The organism is Streptomyces sp. NPDC051315 (genome assembly GCF_044455165.1).
Classification (GTDB): domain Bacteria; phylum Actinomycetota; class Actinomycetes; order Streptomycetales; family Streptomycetaceae; genus Streptomyces.
This window is the reverse complement of the sequence record NZ_JBITEN010000037.1, coordinates 1-16,717: the sequence shown is the minus strand read 5'-3', so window position 1 is coordinate 16,717 and position 16,717 is coordinate 1. Positions and strand designations below refer to the sequence as shown.

At 75.1% G+C, this 16,717-nt stretch carries 4 protein-coding genes and 2 pseudogenes; all 6 read right to left on the bottom strand.

The features are described 5' to 3' along the window. Window positions 1-6,188: SDR family NAD(P)-dependent oxidoreductase (locus ACIBBD_RS38400; RefSeq protein WP_399424607.1), on the bottom strand; the 6,188-nt coding region annotated here is incomplete at its 3' end. A 437-nt stretch (window positions 6,189-6,625) separates the two neighbouring features. Then, window positions 6,626-7,378, bottom strand: coding sequence for a futalosine hydrolase (locus ACIBBD_RS38395; protein ID WP_399424606.1), 753 nt, complete (start codon window positions 7,376-7,378; stop codon window positions 6,626-6,628). Then, window positions 7,375-8,442 (bottom strand): glucose-1-phosphate thymidylyltransferase, encoded by a 1,068-nt coding sequence (locus tag ACIBBD_RS38390; protein WP_399424604.1) that lies wholly within the window; start codon window positions 8,440-8,442, stop codon window positions 7,375-7,377. Before ACIBBD_RS38390 ends, ACIBBD_RS38395 begins: the two co-directional genes overlap by 4 nt. 269 nt (window positions 8,443-8,711) lie before the next feature. After that, window positions 8,712-10,058, bottom strand: coding sequence for a type I polyketide synthase (locus ACIBBD_RS38385; RefSeq protein WP_399424609.1), 1,347 nt, complete (start codon window positions 10,056-10,058; stop codon window positions 8,712-8,714). A gap of 114 nt (window positions 10,059-10,172) precedes the next feature. After that, window positions 10,173-10,322 (bottom strand): annotated as a pseudogene (locus tag ACIBBD_RS38380) (hypothetical protein); the annotation flags it as partial. A gap of 409 nt (window positions 10,323-10,731) precedes the next feature. Then, window positions 10,732-16,656: pseudogene (locus tag ACIBBD_RS38375) on the bottom strand (SDR family NAD(P)-dependent oxidoreductase); the annotation flags it as partial. Between the last annotated feature and the right edge of the window lie 61 nt (window positions 16,657-16,717).

The window sequence follows — 16,717 nt, the reverse complement described above, 5'->3', positions numbered from 1 at the left end:
ACGCAGACCGCGTCGAAAGCCTCGGCGAACACCGGGAACGCCTCGTACAGCTCACGCCCCATACCAGGACGCTGCGCACCCTGACCCGAGAACAGAAATGCCTGGCGTGCCTCACCCCGGTCCTGCCCGCGCACGATGTCCAGCGGCATGTGTCCGGCACCGAGTTCGGCCAGCGCGTCGACGAGGCGGGTGGTGTTCTCCATCACCGCGACGGCTCGGTGCTCGAAGTGCGTGCGGGTCTTAGCGAGGGCGAGCCCGGTGCAGGCCGCCGGTGTGTCCGGACGGCGGGTGGCGAAGGCGTGGAGGGAGCGGGCCTGGGCGCGCAGTGCCTCCTCGCTGCGGCCGGAGAACATCCAGACGATCGGCTCACCGTCCGTCGCGACCGCGGGCGACTCGGTCTCCGTCTCCGTCTCCGGGGCGCTCTGCTCCAGGATGACGTGGGCGTTGGTGCCGCTGACTCCGAAGGCCGAGACGGCGGCGCGTCGGGGACGTTCCAGGTCGGGCCACGCTCGCCGCTCGGTCAGGAGCCGTACGTCGCCCGCCGTCCAGTCCACCTGGGAGGACGGCTCGTCCACGTGCAGCGTCGCCGGCAGCACACCATGCCGCAACGCCTCCACCATCTTGATCACACCGGCCACACCCGCGGCCGCCTGCGTATGACCCAGATTCGACTTCACCGACCCCAGCCACAGAGGCTCTTCTCGGTCTTGGCCGTAGGCCGCCAGCAGGGCCTGCGCCTCGATCGGATCACCCAGCCGCGTCCCCGTCCCGTGCGCCTCCACCACATCCACGTCGGACGGCGACAGCCCCGCACTCGCCAGCGCGGCACGGATCACCCGCTGCTGCGACGGACCGTTCGGCGCCGTCAACCCGTTCGACGCACCATCCTGATTCACCGCCGAACCCCGCACCACCGCCAGCACCCGGTGACCACGCGCCCGCGCATCCGACAGCCGCTCCACCAGCAGCACACCGACACCCTCACCCCACCCCGTACCGTCCGCACCCTCCGCGAACGCCTTGCACCGGCCATCACCCGCCAGACCACCCTGGCGAGCGAACTCCACGAACGCACCCGGTGTCGACATCACCGTCACACCACCGGCCAGCGCCAGATCACACTCCCCCGACCGCAGCGACCGCACCGCCATGTGCAGAGCGACCAGTGAAGAGGAGCAGGCCGTGTCCACCGTCACCGCCGGACCCTCCAGGCCCAGCACGTACGCCAGCCGGCCCGACATCACACTCGCCGCGTTACCCGTGCCGACGTACCCGCCGAAGTCCCCCTCCGAGATGTGCAGCAGGGCCGGATAATCCTGGCCGTTGGTGCCCGTGAACACACCGACCTGCCTGCCCCGCAACGACCGCGGATCGATCCCCGCCCTCTCCACCGCCTCCCACGACGTCTCCAGCAGCAACCGCTGCTGCGGATCCATCGCCAACGCCTCACGCGGCGAAACACCGAAGAACTCCGCGTCGAACCCGGCGACGCCGTCGAGGAAGCCGCCGCTCGCGGTGTGGCCGGCGTAGGGGTTGTCGGGGTCGGGGGCGAAGAGCCGGTCGAGGTCCCAGCCGCGGTCGGCGGGGAAGTCGGTGATGCCGTCGCGCCCTTCCTCCAGCAGCGACCACAGACTCTCCGGCGAGTCGACACCGCCGGGGAAACGGCAGGCCATCCCGACGATCGCCACCGGCTCGTCGCTGACGACGGCCGGGGCGGGGGTGGTCGTGGCGGCGGCGGCGCCGAAGAGTTCGTCGTGCAGGTGGGCGGCGAGCGCCTGGGGCGTCGGGTGGTCGAACACCACGGTCGTCGGGAGGGTGACGCCGCACGCGGCGGCGAGCGCGTTGCGCAGTTCGACCGCGATCAGCGAGTCGACGCCGAGGTCGCGGAACGCCCGCTCCGCGCCGACCTGTTCGGGCCCGCCGTACCCGAGGGCGGCGGCGGCGCGCGAGCGCACCTCGGTCAGCAGCTCCTGCTGACACCTCTCGGCGGGCAGGCCGGCGAGGCGGGCGCGCAGGCCGGTGGCGGCCGGAGCGGGCCGGGCCCCGGCCGGACGGTCGCAGACCTCGGCGAGCAACGGGCTCGGGCGGACGGCGGTGAAGGCGGTGCCGAAGCGGTGCCAGTCGACGTCGGCGACCAGGGGCGCGGCGGAGTTCCCGGCGGCGAGGACGGCGAGGGCGTCCAGGGCCCGGTCGGGATCGAGCAGGCCGACCCCGCCGCGCACCTGGCGGCCTTCGGCGTCGGCGTCGGCCGCCATGCCGCCGCCGGCCCACGGTCCCCACGCGATGGACGTCCCCGGCAGGCCCTCGGCCCGCCGCCGCTCGGCCAGCGCGTCCAACAGGGCGTTCGCGGCGGCGTAGTTGCCCTGCCCGGCGGAGCCGACGGTGCCGGCGAAGGAGGAGAACAGGACGAAGGCGGACAGGTCGCGGTCGCGGGTCAGTTCGTCGAGGTGCCGGGCTCCGGCGACCTTGGCCCCGAAGACGGAGCGGAAGGCCTGCGGGGTGAGGCCGTCGAGGACTCCGTCGTCGATGACGCCGGCCGTGTGGACCACGGCGTCCACCGGGTGGGTGTCGAGCAGCTCGAGGACCGCCTCACGGTCCGTCAGGTCCATCGACAGGAAGGTGACGTCGGCTCCCAGGCGACGCAGCTCCTCGCCGAGGGCCTCGGCGCCCGGCGCCTGTGCGCCTCGTCGGCTGACGAGGACGAGGTGGGCGGCTCCCTGCCGCGCGGCCCAGCGGGCCACGCGCGCCCCCAGTGCTCCGGTACCGCCGGTCACCAGCACGGTCCCGGCCGGCTGCCAGGCCGCTTCCCCGGACGGGGCTGCCGGGACCACCCGGCGGGCGAGGACGTCGTCGGCGCGGACGGCGACCTGGTCCTCGTGCGGGTACGGGTGCGCCGTGCCGTCGGCGAGCAGGGCGACGAGCCGCGCCGTGGAGCGCTGGTCCAGGGTCGGGGGGAGGTCGGCGAGGCCGCCCCAGCGGTTGGGGTGCTCCAGGGCGGCGACACGCCCCAGACCCCAGACGGCGGCCTGGGCGGGGTCGGGCGCCGGGTCGTTCGCGTCGGCGGTCACGGCGCCGCGCGTGAGCGCCCACATCGGGGCCTCGACACGGGCGTCACCGAGCGCTTGGAGGAGCACCGCGGTGGCGGACACGCCCCCGGGCACGTCGTCCACCGCAGTGCTGAGCGCGAGCACGGAGAGGACCCCGGTGACCGGGCCGTCCTCGACGGCGGCGGCGATCCGGCGGGCGAACTCGGCGCGGGTGTCGAGGTGATGGTGGTCCACGGTGACCACGTCGGCCCCCGCGTCGAGGAGCGCGGCGGTCAGGGCGCCCTGCCATCCGTCGTCGCCGTCGAGGGACGTGGGCCGCACGAGCAGCCAGCGGCCGGACAGCAGCGCCGTTTCCGGCAGTCCCCGGGCCGGGGCCCAGATGACGTGGTGGTGCGGCCCGGACGGGACGGGGTCGGCGCCGTCCTCGGTGTACGAGCGCTCCAGCCAGTAGCGGTCGCGGCGGAAGGCGTAGGTCGGCAGACCGACGACGCGGGCGCCGGGGAGGAACGCGGGCCACGACACCGCCACCCCGTGGAGGTGCAGGCGGGCGAGGGCGCCGACCAGGTGCCGGGCTTCGGCACCCTGCTTGCGCTGGGCCGGCAGGAACAGCAGCCCGCGGTCGTCGGGGACGCAGGTCCGGGCGAGGGCGGTGAGCGTGCTGTCGGGACCGAGTTCGACGAACCGGGTCGCGCCTTCGCCGACCAGGGCGGAGACACCGTCGGCGAACCGGACGGCCTGACGGACATGGCGCACCCAGTGGTCGGCGCCGGTCAGTTCGCCCTCCGCCGCGAGCCGGCCGGTGACGTTGGAGACGACCGGGATCGACGGGGCGGCGTAGGTGAGGCGTTCGGCGACCCGGCGGAAGTCGGCCAGCATCGGTTCCGTGAGCGGCGAATGGAAGGCGTGGCTGACGCGGAGCCGGGAGGTGCGGCACCCCCGGGCGGCCAGTTCCGCGGCGACCTCGGTCACCGCGGGCTCCGCGCCCGCGATCACCACGGCGCGAGGGCCGTTGACCGCCGCGACCGAGACCTCTCGCCCCGCCAGCAGCGGCAGGACCTCCTCCTCGGCCACCTCGGCCGCCACCATCGCCCCGCCCGGCGGCAGGGCCTGCATGAGCCGTCCCCGCGCGGTCACCAGCGTGCAGGCGTCCCCCAGGGACAGCACCCCGGCCACGTGTGCGGCGGTGATCTCACCGACGGAGTGCCCCATGACGAGGTCCGGGCGTACACCCCACGACTCCATCAGCCGGAACAACGCCACCTCGAACGCGAACAGCGCGGGCTGCGTCCACTCCGTACGGTCCAGTTCCTCACCGCGCCCGCCGAGGACGACGTCCCGCAGCTCCGCGCCGACGTGGGCGCAGACCGCGTCGAACGCCTCGGCGAACACCGGGAACGTCTCGTACAGCTCACGCCCCATGCCGGGACGCTGCGCGCCCTGCCCCGAGAACAGGAAGGCGAGCTTGCCGGGACCCCGGGCGGTGTCGGTGAGGACGTCCGCGGCGGCTTCGCCTCGCGCCAACGCCTCGACGGCCGCCGTGAGTTCGGAGCGGTCGGCGCCGAGGACGGCGGCGCGGTGCGGGTGTGCGGTGCGGGTGGTGGCGAGGGACGCGGCGAGGTCGTAGGGGTCGGCGTGCGGGTGGGTGGCGAGATGGTCGGCCAGGCGGCGGGCCTGGGCGCGCAGGGTCTCCTCGTCGTGGGCGGACAGGATCCAGGGCAGGACCGGGAGGCTCGCGCGGGGAGACGTGTCATCGGTACCGTCGGCCTCCTCCTCCGACGGCTCGGGGGCCTGTTCGACGATGACGTGGGCGTTGGTGCCGGAGACGCCGAAGGCGGAGACGCCGACCCGGCGCGGGTGGTCGGTCCGCGGCCAGTCGTGCGCCTCGGTCAGGAGCCGGACGTGGCCGGCGCTCCAGTCGACGTGGGTGGAGGGGCGTTCGGCGTGCAGGGTGGGGGGCAGTACGCCGTGGCGCAGGGCGAGGACGGACTTGATGACGCCGACGACACCGGCGGCGGCCTGGGTGTGGCCGAGGTTGGACTTGGCGGAGCCGAGCAGCAGGGGCCGGTCGGCGGGGCGGCCCTGCCCGTAGGTGGCCAGCAGGGCGCGGGCCTCGATCGGGTCGCCGAGCGCGGTGCCGGTGCCGTGCGCCTCGACGGCGTCGATCTCGGTGGCGGGCAGTCCGGCGTTGGCCAGCGCGGCGAGGATGACGCGCTGCTGGGACAGGCCGTTGGGGGCGGTCAGGCCGTTGGAGGCGCCGTCCTGGTTGACGGCGCTGCCGCGGACGACCGCGAGCACGGGACGGTTGTCGCGGCGGGCGTCGGAAAGACGCTGCACCACGAGGATGCCGGCGCCCTCGGCCCAGCCGGTGCCGTCGGCGTCGTCGGAGAACGCCTTGCAGCGGCCGTCGCCGGCGAGGCCGCCCTGCCGGGCGAACTCGGTGAACGCGCCGGGGCTCGACATCACGGTGACACCGCCGACGACGGCCAGGGAGCACTCCCCGGAGCGCAGCGACTGGGCCGCCAGGTGGAGGGCGACCAGGGAGGAGGAGCAGGCGGTGTCGACGGTGACGGCGGGGCCTTCGAGGCCGAGGGTGTAGGCGACGCGGCCGGAGAGGACGGACATGGAGTTGCCGGTGAGCAGGTGTCCGCGGACGTCCTCGGGCACCTCGGTCAGACCGGAGGTGTAGCCCTGGTCACTGCACCCGACGAAGACGCCGGAGCGGCTGCCGCGCAGGGTGGCCGGATCGATGCCGGCGTGCTCGAGGGACTCCCAGACCACTTCGAGCAGCAGGCGCTGCTGCGGGTCCATGGCGAGGGCCTCGCGCGGGGAGATGCCGAAGAAGGCGGGGTCGAAGCGGTCGGCGTCGCGGACGAAGCCGCCCCGGCGGTGGCCGGAGCCGGTGCCGGACGCGGTGGGCCAGCCGCGGTCGGTGGGCCACTGCGTCACCGCGTCGGTTCCGGAGACCAGCAGGTCCCAGAAGCCGTCCGGGGTGCGCACGTCGCCGGGCAGGCGGCAGCTCATGCCGACGATGGCGATGGGCTCCTGCTCGCGGGCCTCCAGCTGCCGCAGCTTGCGGCGGGTGGTGTGGAGATCGACGGTGACCCGCTTGAGGTAGTCCCGAAGCTGCGCTTCCTGCGTCATGGACTGCCCCCATGCTGTTCGGTTCGGTGGCGGAACGGGTGGTGCCGCGGGAGTGCCGGACGTCGGACCGGGCGCCCGGTGGGGTCCGGCCGGTGGCGATCTCCTCGTGCGGTGGGGACAGCATGACCCGCGCGGTCACCCGATTTCGGCCCTCGGCGAGGTTGTTTGGGGAAACCCTTGGAAATCGTCCGCGGCTCGGTGTTCGCGCAGGCCGCGGCTCGGTGTTCGCGCAGGCCGGAACGGCGGCCGTGGCGGCATCCCGTCGCTCAGCGGCCGTGCGGCCGGGCGGAGTTGGGGAGGGGCTCGTCCGGTGGGGCGCGCGCACGCGGCCGGGGAGGTCGGCGCAGGTGGGTGTGGGCGGCGGTCCGGCGGGTCCGGCCCGTGGGGGTCGTGCTGATCAGCCGGGCGGGGACGGAGCCGCCGCCGGACCGCGCCGGTCAGCCGTAGGGCGGCGGAGCGCCTCGCGTGAGTACGGAGTGCAGGACCGCGAAGGCGTCGTGCAGGGCGGCCAGTGCCTCGGGGATGCGCCAGGCCGAGCGGTCGCGAGGGCCGACCGCGTTGGAGACGGTACGGATTTCCAGGAAGGGCGTGCCGTGGGCGGCGGCGGCCTCGGCGGCGCCGAAGCCCTCCATCGCCTCGGCGGCGGCCTGGTGGCGTTTCCGCAGTGCGGTGGCGCGTTCGGCGGTGCCGGTGACGGTGGAGACGGTCAGGACGGGTGCGTGGACGGCGCCGAGGCCGCGGGCGACGGCGGCGGCGAGGTGGGGTGCGCAGACGTGCTCGGTGGTGCCGAAGCCGAGGGCGTCGACGGGCACGAACCCGTCGGGCGTGTCGGCGCCCAGGTCGGCGGCGACGATCCGGTCGGCGACGACGACGGAGCCCAGGGCGGCGACGGGGGCGAACCCGCCCGCGATGCCGGTGGAGATGACGAGGTCGTAGGGCTCGCCGAGGGCGGTGGCCGCCGTGAGCGCGGCCGCGGTGGTGGCCGCGGACGCGGCCGGCCCGACGCCCCCGACGACGAGGTCGGCGCGGATCGGCCGGTGGCCGAGGCCCTCGCCTCCCGTGGTGACGCGGACAGCGTCCCGTCCCGGTGGCACGGGCGGCGGGACCGGGTCGGCGGGGCCGAGTCCGCGGGCTGCGGCGTCGCGTTCGGCGGCGACCGCGGTGACGACGAGGAGGCGGACGGCGCTCATGAGGAGATCTGGACCTGGCCGTGGTCGCCGATCACGAGGCGGTGGGTGGCGGGCAGCCGGGGGGCGAGGGTGACCTTGACGTTGCGTCCGACGAGGGACGCCTCCACGCGGCGGATGCGGTCGAAGGAGGACTCGCGCAGGACGATGGAGTACTCGATCTCGCTCTGGCTGATCCGGCAGTCCTCGGCGACCGACGTGGACGGTCCGACGTAGGAGTCGGTGACGACGCTGCCCGCGCCGATGATGGCGGGGCCCACGATGCGGGAGCGCCGGACCTGGGCGCCGGCCTCGATGCGGACCCGCCCGATGATCTCGCTCTCCTCGTCCACGAACCCGTCGACGCTTGGCTGGAGGCGTTCCAGGAGGGTCCGGTTGACCTCCAGCATGTCGGTGACGTTGCCGGTGTCCTTCCAGTAGCCCGTGATGACGGTGGAGCGCACGGCCATGCGCTGGTCGATCATCCACTGGAGGGCGTCGGTGATCTCCAGTTCGCCTCGGGCGGAGGGCCGGATGGCGCGCACGGCGTCGTGGACGACGGGGGTGAACAGGTAGACACCGGCGACGGCGAGGTCGCTGCGCGGTGTCCGCGGTTTCTCCTCCAGGTCGAGGACGTTGCCCTGGTCGTCGGTCACGGCCACGCCGAAGGCGGTGGGATCGCTGACGCGGGTGAGCAGGATCTGCGCGTCGCAGGGGTTCTTGCGGAACTCGTCGACGACGTCGCCGATGCCGTCGAGGACGAAGTTGTCGCCGAGGTACATCACGAAGTCGTCGTCACCGAGGAAGGACCGGGCGATGAGGACGGCGTGGGCGAGCCCGAGGGGCTCGCTCTGCCGGATGTAGGTGACGTCGAGGCCGAAGGCGGAGCCGTCGCCGACCGCCGCCTCGATCTCGGCGGCGGTGCTGCCGACGATGACCCCGACCTCGGTGATGCCGGCGGCGGCGATGGACTCCAGGCCGTAGAAGAGGATCGGCTTGTTGGCGACCGGGACCAGTTGCTTGCTGGAGGTGTGGGTGATCGGCCGCAGTCGCGTACCGGATCCCCCCGCGAGTACGAGAGCCTTCACTGTTCCATCCAGGTGACGAGATTGGGTGGCCGCCCGGCGCCGGGGCGGTGCGGCCGTGGGGAGCGGATCGGCGGGCGTGGCGCACACGGTCGGGCCGGCCGACGCCGGTTGCTTGGTCGTCGGGCGGCCGGCGGCCGCGGACAGCAGGGGCGTGGATCGGGCGGCCGGTGGCCGCGGACAGCAGGGGTGCGGATCAGGGCCTCACCCCACCCCGTGCGGTTCGGGGCCGCCGCGGCCGGAGGGTGGCCGGGCCGCGGCGGCCGGTCGGGTCAGGCGTCGTCGAGGTCGCCCTCCAGGAAGGCGCGGAGTTCGTCGTCGGAGACCTCGTCCACCGCGCTGTCCAGGTCTCGGACACCGCTCACGGCGTCCGGCGCGGGCGCCGGAATGCCGTCGAGCCGGTCCAGGAGGGCGCGCAGCCGCAGCCGCAGCCCGTCGTGCAGGGCCGGGTCCGCGAACGCGTCCGCGAACTGTGCCTCCCACGCGCCCAGTAGGTCGAGGACCGGGGAGGCGGCGGGCGGGTCGGCGGGGGCGGTGCGCTCCAGCAGGTGCGCGGCGAGCCGTTCGGGGGTGGGGTGGTCGAACATGAGCGTCGCGGGCAGTCGGACCCCTGCCAGCGTGCTGAGCCGGTTGCGCAGTTCGACGGCGGTCAGGGAGTCGAAGCCGATGTCCAGGAAGCCTCGTTCGGGGTCGATGGAGTCGGGGGTGTCATGGCCGATGACCAGGGCGGCCTGGGCGAGCACCGCCTCCAGGACGGCTCGGTGGCGGGCACTGGGGTCGAGCCCGGCGAGCCGCTCGGCCAGACCGCCCCCGGTGGACTCGGCTGCGGGTGTGGTGGAAGCAGTCGGGGCCGTGCGGGTCGTGTGCCGGACGCGGGCGGGCACGAGGTCACCGAGCAGGTCGGGCACGGGGCCGTCGGAGTGGCGCAGCGCGGCGGTGTCCAGGTCGGCGGGGGCGAACCAGGCTTCCGTGCTGTGCAGCGCCGTGTCCAGCAGGGCGAGCGCGTCGGCGGTGGCCATGGGGCGCAGGCCGCTGCGGGAGATGCGGCGCCGGTCGGCCTCGGCCAGGGTGCCGGTCATGCCGCTGCGCTCCGCCCACAGCCCCCAGGCCAGGGACTGCGCGCGGCGCCCTTCGGCGGCGCCACGGGTGGCGAACGCGTCGAGGAAGGCGTTGGCGGCCGAGTAGTTGGCCTGTCCGACTCCGCCGAGGGTGCCGGCGAGGGAGGAGAACAGGATGAGCGCGGCGCCGGTGTCGCGGGTGAGTTCCGCCAGGAGCACGGCGGCGTCGGCCTTGGCGCGCAGGACCGTGTCGAGGCGTTCCGGGGTGAGCGACTGCACGATGCCGTCGTCGAGGACGCCGGCGGCGTGCACGACCGCGGTCAGCGGCCGGTCGGCCGGGACCTGGGCGAGCAGGGCGCTCAGGGCGTCCCGGTCGGCGACGTCGCAGGCGGCGACGGTGACGTGGGCGCCGTGGCCGCGCAGTTCCTCACACAGCTCGCTCATGCCCTCTGCGGCCGGTCCGCGCCGTCCGGCCAGCAGCAGCGAGCGGGTGCCGTGGGCGGTGACCAGGTGGCGGGCGACCTGACGGGCCAGGACGCCGGCCGCGCCGGTGACGAGCACCGTGCCGTCGCCTACCGCGTCGGGCGCGTCGGTGCCGGGGGTGGCCCGGGTCAGCCGGGGCACGAGGGCGGCGCCGTCCCGCAGCGCGGTCTCGCTGTCCTCGCCGGCCAGGACGGCGGGCAGCAGGGCCAGGGAGGCGACCGTGCCGTCGTGGTCGACGAGCGCGAACCGGCCCGGGTTCTCGGCCCGTGCCGCGCGGACCAGGCCCCACACGGCGGCCTGCGCGGGGTCCGTACGGGCGGCGTCGCCGGGGCCGGTGGACACCGCGTGACGGGTCAGCAGGACCAGGCGGGAGCCCGGCGAGGTCGTCCTGCGCGAGCCACTCGGTCACCAGCCGCAGCGCGTGGCCGGTGGTGTGCCGGGCGGCGTCGGCGGGGCCGGTGTCCTCGTCGGGCGCCGGCACGACGGCCAGCACGGTGCGCGGTACGGCGGTCCCGGCGGTCGCCGTCACCAGCGCGGCCGGATCGGCGTGCCGTACGGCTCCCGTCAGGGCCGGGTGGCCGGCGAGTGAGGCTGCCGCCCGTCCCACGAGGTGCACCGGGGCGGCGCCGGACGGCCCGGCGGGGGCCGCCGGGATCCAGCGGACGGTGTGCAGCGCGCCGGCGGCGGCCGGCAGGGCCGCGGTGTCCACGGCGCGCAGGGCGAGCGCGCCGATCTCCGCGACCGGCGCCCCGCCGCCGTCCAGGAGTGTCACCCGGTGGGTGTGCTCCGCGGTGGGGGTGAGCCGTACGCGCAGGGCGGCGGGTCCGGCGGCGTACGCGGTGACGTCCTGGAAGGTGAACGGCACCACGGTGCCGGTGCCCTCGGCGACGGTGAGGGCCACGGTGTGCAGGGCCGCGTCGAGGAGGGCGGGATGGATGCGGAACCGGTCGGTGCCCTGGAGGTGTTCGCCGTCCTCGGGGGCGATCTCCGCGTACACCGTGTCCCCGTCGCGCCAGGCGGCGCGCAGCCCCCGGAAGGCGGGCCCGTAGGCGAAGCCCTGGGCGGCGATTCGCTCGTACAGGCCGGACACGTCGACCGGGGTCGCGCCGGGCGGCGGCCAGGCGGCCGTGACGGGCTCGCCCGCGACCGCCGGACCGTCACCGAGGACGCCTTCGGCGTGCCGGGTCCACGGTCCGTCCGCGGCGTCGCCGGTGGCGGGACGGGAGTGCACGGTCAGGGTACGGTCGCCGTTCTCGTCGGGTGCGGAGACGCCGACCTGGAGCCGCACGCCTCCGCTCCCGGGCAGGACGAGCGGCGTGTTCAGCGTGAGGTCGGTGACGCGGGCGGCCCCCACGTGGGCGCAGGCCTCCAGGGCGAGGTCCAGGAACGCGGTGCCGGGGAACAGGACCCGGCCGTCGAGGGCGTGGTCGGCGAGCCAGGGCCGGCCGTCCACGGAGACGGTCCCGGTCAGGACCAGGCCGTCCCCGCCGGCCAGTGGCACGGCCGCGGTGACCAGGGGGTGCCGTACGGCGTCCGGGCCCGCGCCCGCGGTGTCGGTGCCGGTCGCCTCCAGCCAGTAGCGGCGCCGCTGGAAGGGGTAGGTCGGCAGGTCGGTGCGCCGGGCCCCGGTGGGGGCGAACCAGGTGTCCCAGCCGACGCGGTGGCCGTGGGTGTGCAGCCGGGCGAGAGCGGAGGTCAGCGACCTGCTCTCCTCGGTGTCCCGGGCCAGGGTGGGCACCAGCAGGGCGGCGCTGTCGACGCACTCCCCGGCGAGCGCGGTGAGCGTGCCGCCGGGCCCGATCTCCACGTAGGTGGTGACGCCCTGCTCCTGAAGGGCGCGGATGCCGTCCCGGAAGCGGACGCTGTCGCGGACCTGGCGCACCCAGTAGGCGCCGTCGAAGGGTTCGTCGGCGGTGACGGGGCGTCCGGTGAGGGTGGACACCACCGGCACGGCGGGGGCCTCGTGACGCAGCTGTGCGGTGTGCTCGGCGAAGGCGTCGAGCATGCCGTCCATGCGGTGCGAGTGGAAGGCGTGGCCGACGTTGAGCCCGCGGGTCTTGCGGCCCTGCGCGGCGAGTTCGGCGGCGAGCGCGGTGACGTCGTCCTCGTCGCCGGACAGGACGGTGGCCAGGGGGCTGTTGTCGGCGGCGACGGCCACCCGGCCCCCGTAGGCGGCGAGCAGCGGTGTCACCTCCGCCACGCCGGCCTGTACGGAGATCATGGCGCCGCCCTCCGGCAGAGCGGCCATGAGCCGTCCGCGCACGGCGACCAGCCGGCAGGCGTCCTCCAGGGTGAGGGCGCCGGCGACGTGCGCGGCGGCGATCTCACCGACGGAGTGGCCCAGCAGCACGTCGGGCCGTACGTCCAGGCTCTCCAGCAGCCGGTACAGGGCGACCTGCACGGCGAACAGCGCGGCCTGGGTGTAGTCGGTACGGTCCAGCAGGGCCGCTCGCGGGCTGCCGGGCTCGGCGAACATCACGTCCCGCAGCGGGGTGCCGAGGTGTCCGTCGAGGTGGGCGCAGACCGCGTCGAGGGCGTCGGCGAACACCTCGTGGGTCTCGTACAGGGCGCGTCCGGTCTCCGGGCGCTGGGCGCCCTGGCCGGAGAAGAGGAACGCCGTCCGGCCGCCCCGGGCCCGTCCGGTGATCAGCTGCGGGTGCTCGCGGCCTTCGGCGAGGGCGGTGAGCGCCCGGGTGAGGGCGTCGGTGTCGTCGGCCACGACGGCCGCCCGGTCCTCCAGTTGTGCGCGCGTGGTGGCCAGGGACAGCGCGAGGTCGGCCGGCGGGGTCCCGGGACGTGCCGCGATGTGGTCCAGGAGGCGGCGGGCCTGCTCGCGCAGGGCGGCACCGCCACGGGCGGACAGCAACCAGGGCAGTACCCGGACGGGCCGGTCACCGGGCTGCGGCTGCGGCTGTGCGGGGGCCTCCTCCGGCTCCTGGAGGATGACGTGGGCGTTGGTGCCGCTGACGCCGAAGGAGGACACGCCGGCGCGCCGCGGGCCGTCGCCCCGCTCCCAGACCCGCTCCTCGTGCAGCAGGCGCACGGCGCCGGCGGACCAGTCGACGTGCGGGGAGGGACGGTCGGCGTGCAGGGTGCGCGGCAGGACACCGTGCCGCATCGCCATCACCATCTTGATCACACCGGCGACGCCGGAGGCGGCCTGCGTGTGCCCGATGTTGGACTTCACCGCCCCCAGCCACAGCGGGCGGTCGGCGGGCCGGTCCTGGCCGTAGGTGGCGAGCAGGGCCTGCGCCTCGATCGGGTCGCCCAGCTTGGTCCCGGTGCCGTGCGCCTCGACGGCGTCGACGTCGGCCGGGGAGAGCCCGGCGGAGGCGAGGGCCTGCCGGATGACGCGCTGCTGGGCCGGGCCGCTCGGGGCGGTCAGCCCGTTGGAGGCGCCGTCCTGGTTGACGGCGCTGCCGGCCACGACCGCGAGCACCGGGTGCCCCTCGCGGCGGGCGTCGGACAGCCGCTCCAGCAGGAGCAGGCCGACGCCCTCGGCCCAGCCCGCCCCGTCGGCCTCGGCGGCGAACGGCTTGCAGCGCCCGTCGGGCGACAGCGCGCGCTGCCGGCTGAACTCGACGAAGGTGTCCGGCGTGGAGATCACGGTGACGCCGCCGGCCAGGGCCAGTTCGCACTCCCCCGACCGCAGCGCCTGCACGGCCAGGTGCAGGGCGACCAGCGACGAGGAGCAGGCGGTGTCGACGGTGACGGCGGGCCCTTCGAGACCGAAGGTGTAGGCGATGCGGCCGGAGGCGACGCTGCTCGCGCTGCCGGTGGCCAGGTATCCCTCCAGTTCCTCGGGGGCCTGCCGGACCCTGCGGGCGTAGTCGTTGTAGTTGGAGCCGACGAACACGCCGGCCCGGGCGCCGCGCATCCCCTCCGGATCGATGCCGGCGCGTTCGAACGCCTCCCAGGACGTTTCCAGCAGCAGCCGGTGCTGCGGGTCGATGGCGACCGCCTCGCGGGGTGAGATCCCGAAGAACGCCGGGTCGAACCGGTCGGCGTCGTGCAGGAAGCCGCCGTGCCGGGCGTAGGAGTGGCCGACGCGGTCGGGGTCGGGGTCGTACAGGTTCTCGACGTCCCAGCCGCGGTCGCCGGGGAACGGGGTGATGGCGTCCGTGCCGTCGGCGACGAGCCGCCACAGTTCCTCGGGTGAGGTGACCCCGCCGGGGAAGCGGCAGCCCATGCCGACGATGACCACCGGGTCGTCGTCCACCGAGGCCGTGGGCGGGGCGGACAGGGCGGCGTCGGCGGTCTGCCCGCCGAACAGCTCGCCGTCCAGGTGGGCGGCGAGGGCGGACGCGGAGGGATGGTCGAAGGCGAGGGTGACCGGCAGTCGGAGGCCGGTGGCCTCGGCGAAGCGGTTGCGCAGTTCCACGGCGGTCAGCGAGTCGAAGCCGAGGTCGCGGAAGGCGCGGCCTTCCGGGACGGCGTCGGGGTCGGTGTGTCCGAGGACGGCGGCGGCCTGCGTGCGGATCTCCATGAGCAGGGCGGCCCGCCGCTCGGCGGGGGCGAGGGCGGCGAGCCGCTTGACGAGCGGCGGCCCGTCCACGGGGTCGCTCTCCTTCTTCGCCGTCCGCTCGGCGACGGCGGCCCGGGTCTCGGGCAGTTCGCGCAGTGCGGCGAAGGCGCGGGCCGTGATGAGTTTCCAGTCGACGTCGGCCACGATGAGGAATTCCTCGTCCTGGTCGAGGGCCTTCTGCAGGGAGGCGATGGCCAGTTCGGGGTCCATCGGGGGCACGCCGTCGCGGCGGAGCCGTTCGGCGACCTCCTCGCCCACCATGCCGCCCCCGGCCCAGGTGCCCCAGCCGATCGACGTGGCGGGCAGGCCCTCGGCGCGTCGCCGGGCGGCGAGCGCGTCGAGGTGGGCGTTGGCGGCGGCGTAGCTGCCCTGGCCGGGTCCGCCGAGGGTGCCGGCCATGGAGGAGAAGAGGACGAACGCGTCGAGGTCCAGGTGGCGGGTGGCCGCGTCGAGCGCGAGCGCCGCGTCGGCCTTGGGCCGCAGCACGTCGTGGGCCCGCTGCGGGGTGAGCGCGTCGATGAGGCCGTCGTCGATGATGCCCGCGGTGTGGAAGACGGCGGTCAGGGTGCCGCCTCCGGGCAGGTCGTCGACGAGTCGTCGCACGGCTTCCGCGTCGGACACGTCGCAGGCGACGACGCTGGCGGAGGTGCCGAGTTCCGCGAGCTCGGCCACGAGGTCGTCGGCGCCGGGGGCGGCGGGACCGCGCCGGGAGACGAGCACCAGGTGCTCGGCTCCGCCGCGGGCGAGCCAGCGGGCGACGTGCCGGCCGAGTCCGCCGGTGCCGCCGGTGACGAGTACGGTGCCGGACGGCTTCCAGGTGCCCTCGGGCCGCGGTCCGTCGCCCGCGCGCACCAGCCGGCGGGCGAAGAGCCCGGACGGCCGTACGGCGACGTGGTCCTCCTCCAGCGTCCCGGACAGGGCCGTGGCCAGGCGTCGTGCGGCCCGGGTGTCGAGCGTCTCGGGCAGGTCGACGAGTCCGCCCCAGCGCTGCGGGTACTCCAGGGCCGCGATGCGGCCGAGGCCCCAGTTCGTGGCCTGCAGCGGGCTGACGAGCGGGTCGCCGCGGTGCACGGTGACGGCGCCGCGCGTGGCACACCACACGGGCGCGTCGACCCGCGCGTCGCCGAGGGCCTGGAGCAGGGTCGTCGTCAGCACCAGGCCGGTGGGCAGCACACCCTCCGGCGACCACGGCGACTCGTCCAGCCCGAGCAGCGAGAGCACGCCGCCCACGGTGACGTCCTCGGTCCGCCGCCGTATCAGGTCCGTCATGCGGTCGCGTTCGGCCTCGGCCGCCCCGACGACCAGTACGTGCGTCCCGGCCGCGTACGTCTGGACGGCCTCGGTCACGTCCCGTACGAGGGAATCGGCCTCGTGTCCGGCGGGGACGACGAGCAGCCAGGTGCCCGGGAGCGCGTCGGTGCGGGCGGGCTGGTCGGGTCGGGGCCGCCAGATCACCCGGTAGCGCCAGCCGTCGAGGGTCGAGCGGTTGATCCGGTCACGCCGCCAGGACGACAGCGCGGGCACGATCTCCGCCAGCGAGCGGACGTCGGCGACCCCGAGGTCTTCGGCGAGGGCATCGAGGTCCTGGTTCTCCACGCTGGTCCAGAAGCCGTCGTCGACGGGGTCCATGTCACCGCGCCCCGCCTCGGCACCTGCCGGGCGGACGACCGGGTCGAGCCAGTAGTGCCGCCGCTGGAACGGGTACGTCGGCAACTCGACTTGGCGCGGGGACAGCCCGTCGAAGGCGGGCGTCCAGTCGACGGCGACTCCACGCGCCCACGCCTCGCCCAGGGAGACGTAGAGACGGTCCAGGCCGCCTTCGCCCCGGCGCAGCGATCCCACGACCACGGCATCGGCGCCCGCCGCCTCGACGGTCTCCGCCACCGGCACCGTCAGCACCGGATGCGGACTCATCTCCAGGAACGCGCCATGACCGGACTGGGCGAGCTGACGCACGGCCGGCTCCAGACGCACGGTCTGGCGCAAGTTGCGATACCAGTACCCGGCATCGGTCTCGCCCGCGCCGATCCACTCCCCCGTCACCGTCGACAGGAACGGCACCACCGGCTCCCGCGCCGCGACCGGGGCCAGAACCTCCGCCAACTCCCGCTCGATGGCCTCGACATGCGCCGAGTGCGAGGCGTAATCCACCTCGATACGACGCACCCGTACACCCGATTCCTCGGAGTAGACGAGAAGTTCATCGAGCGCG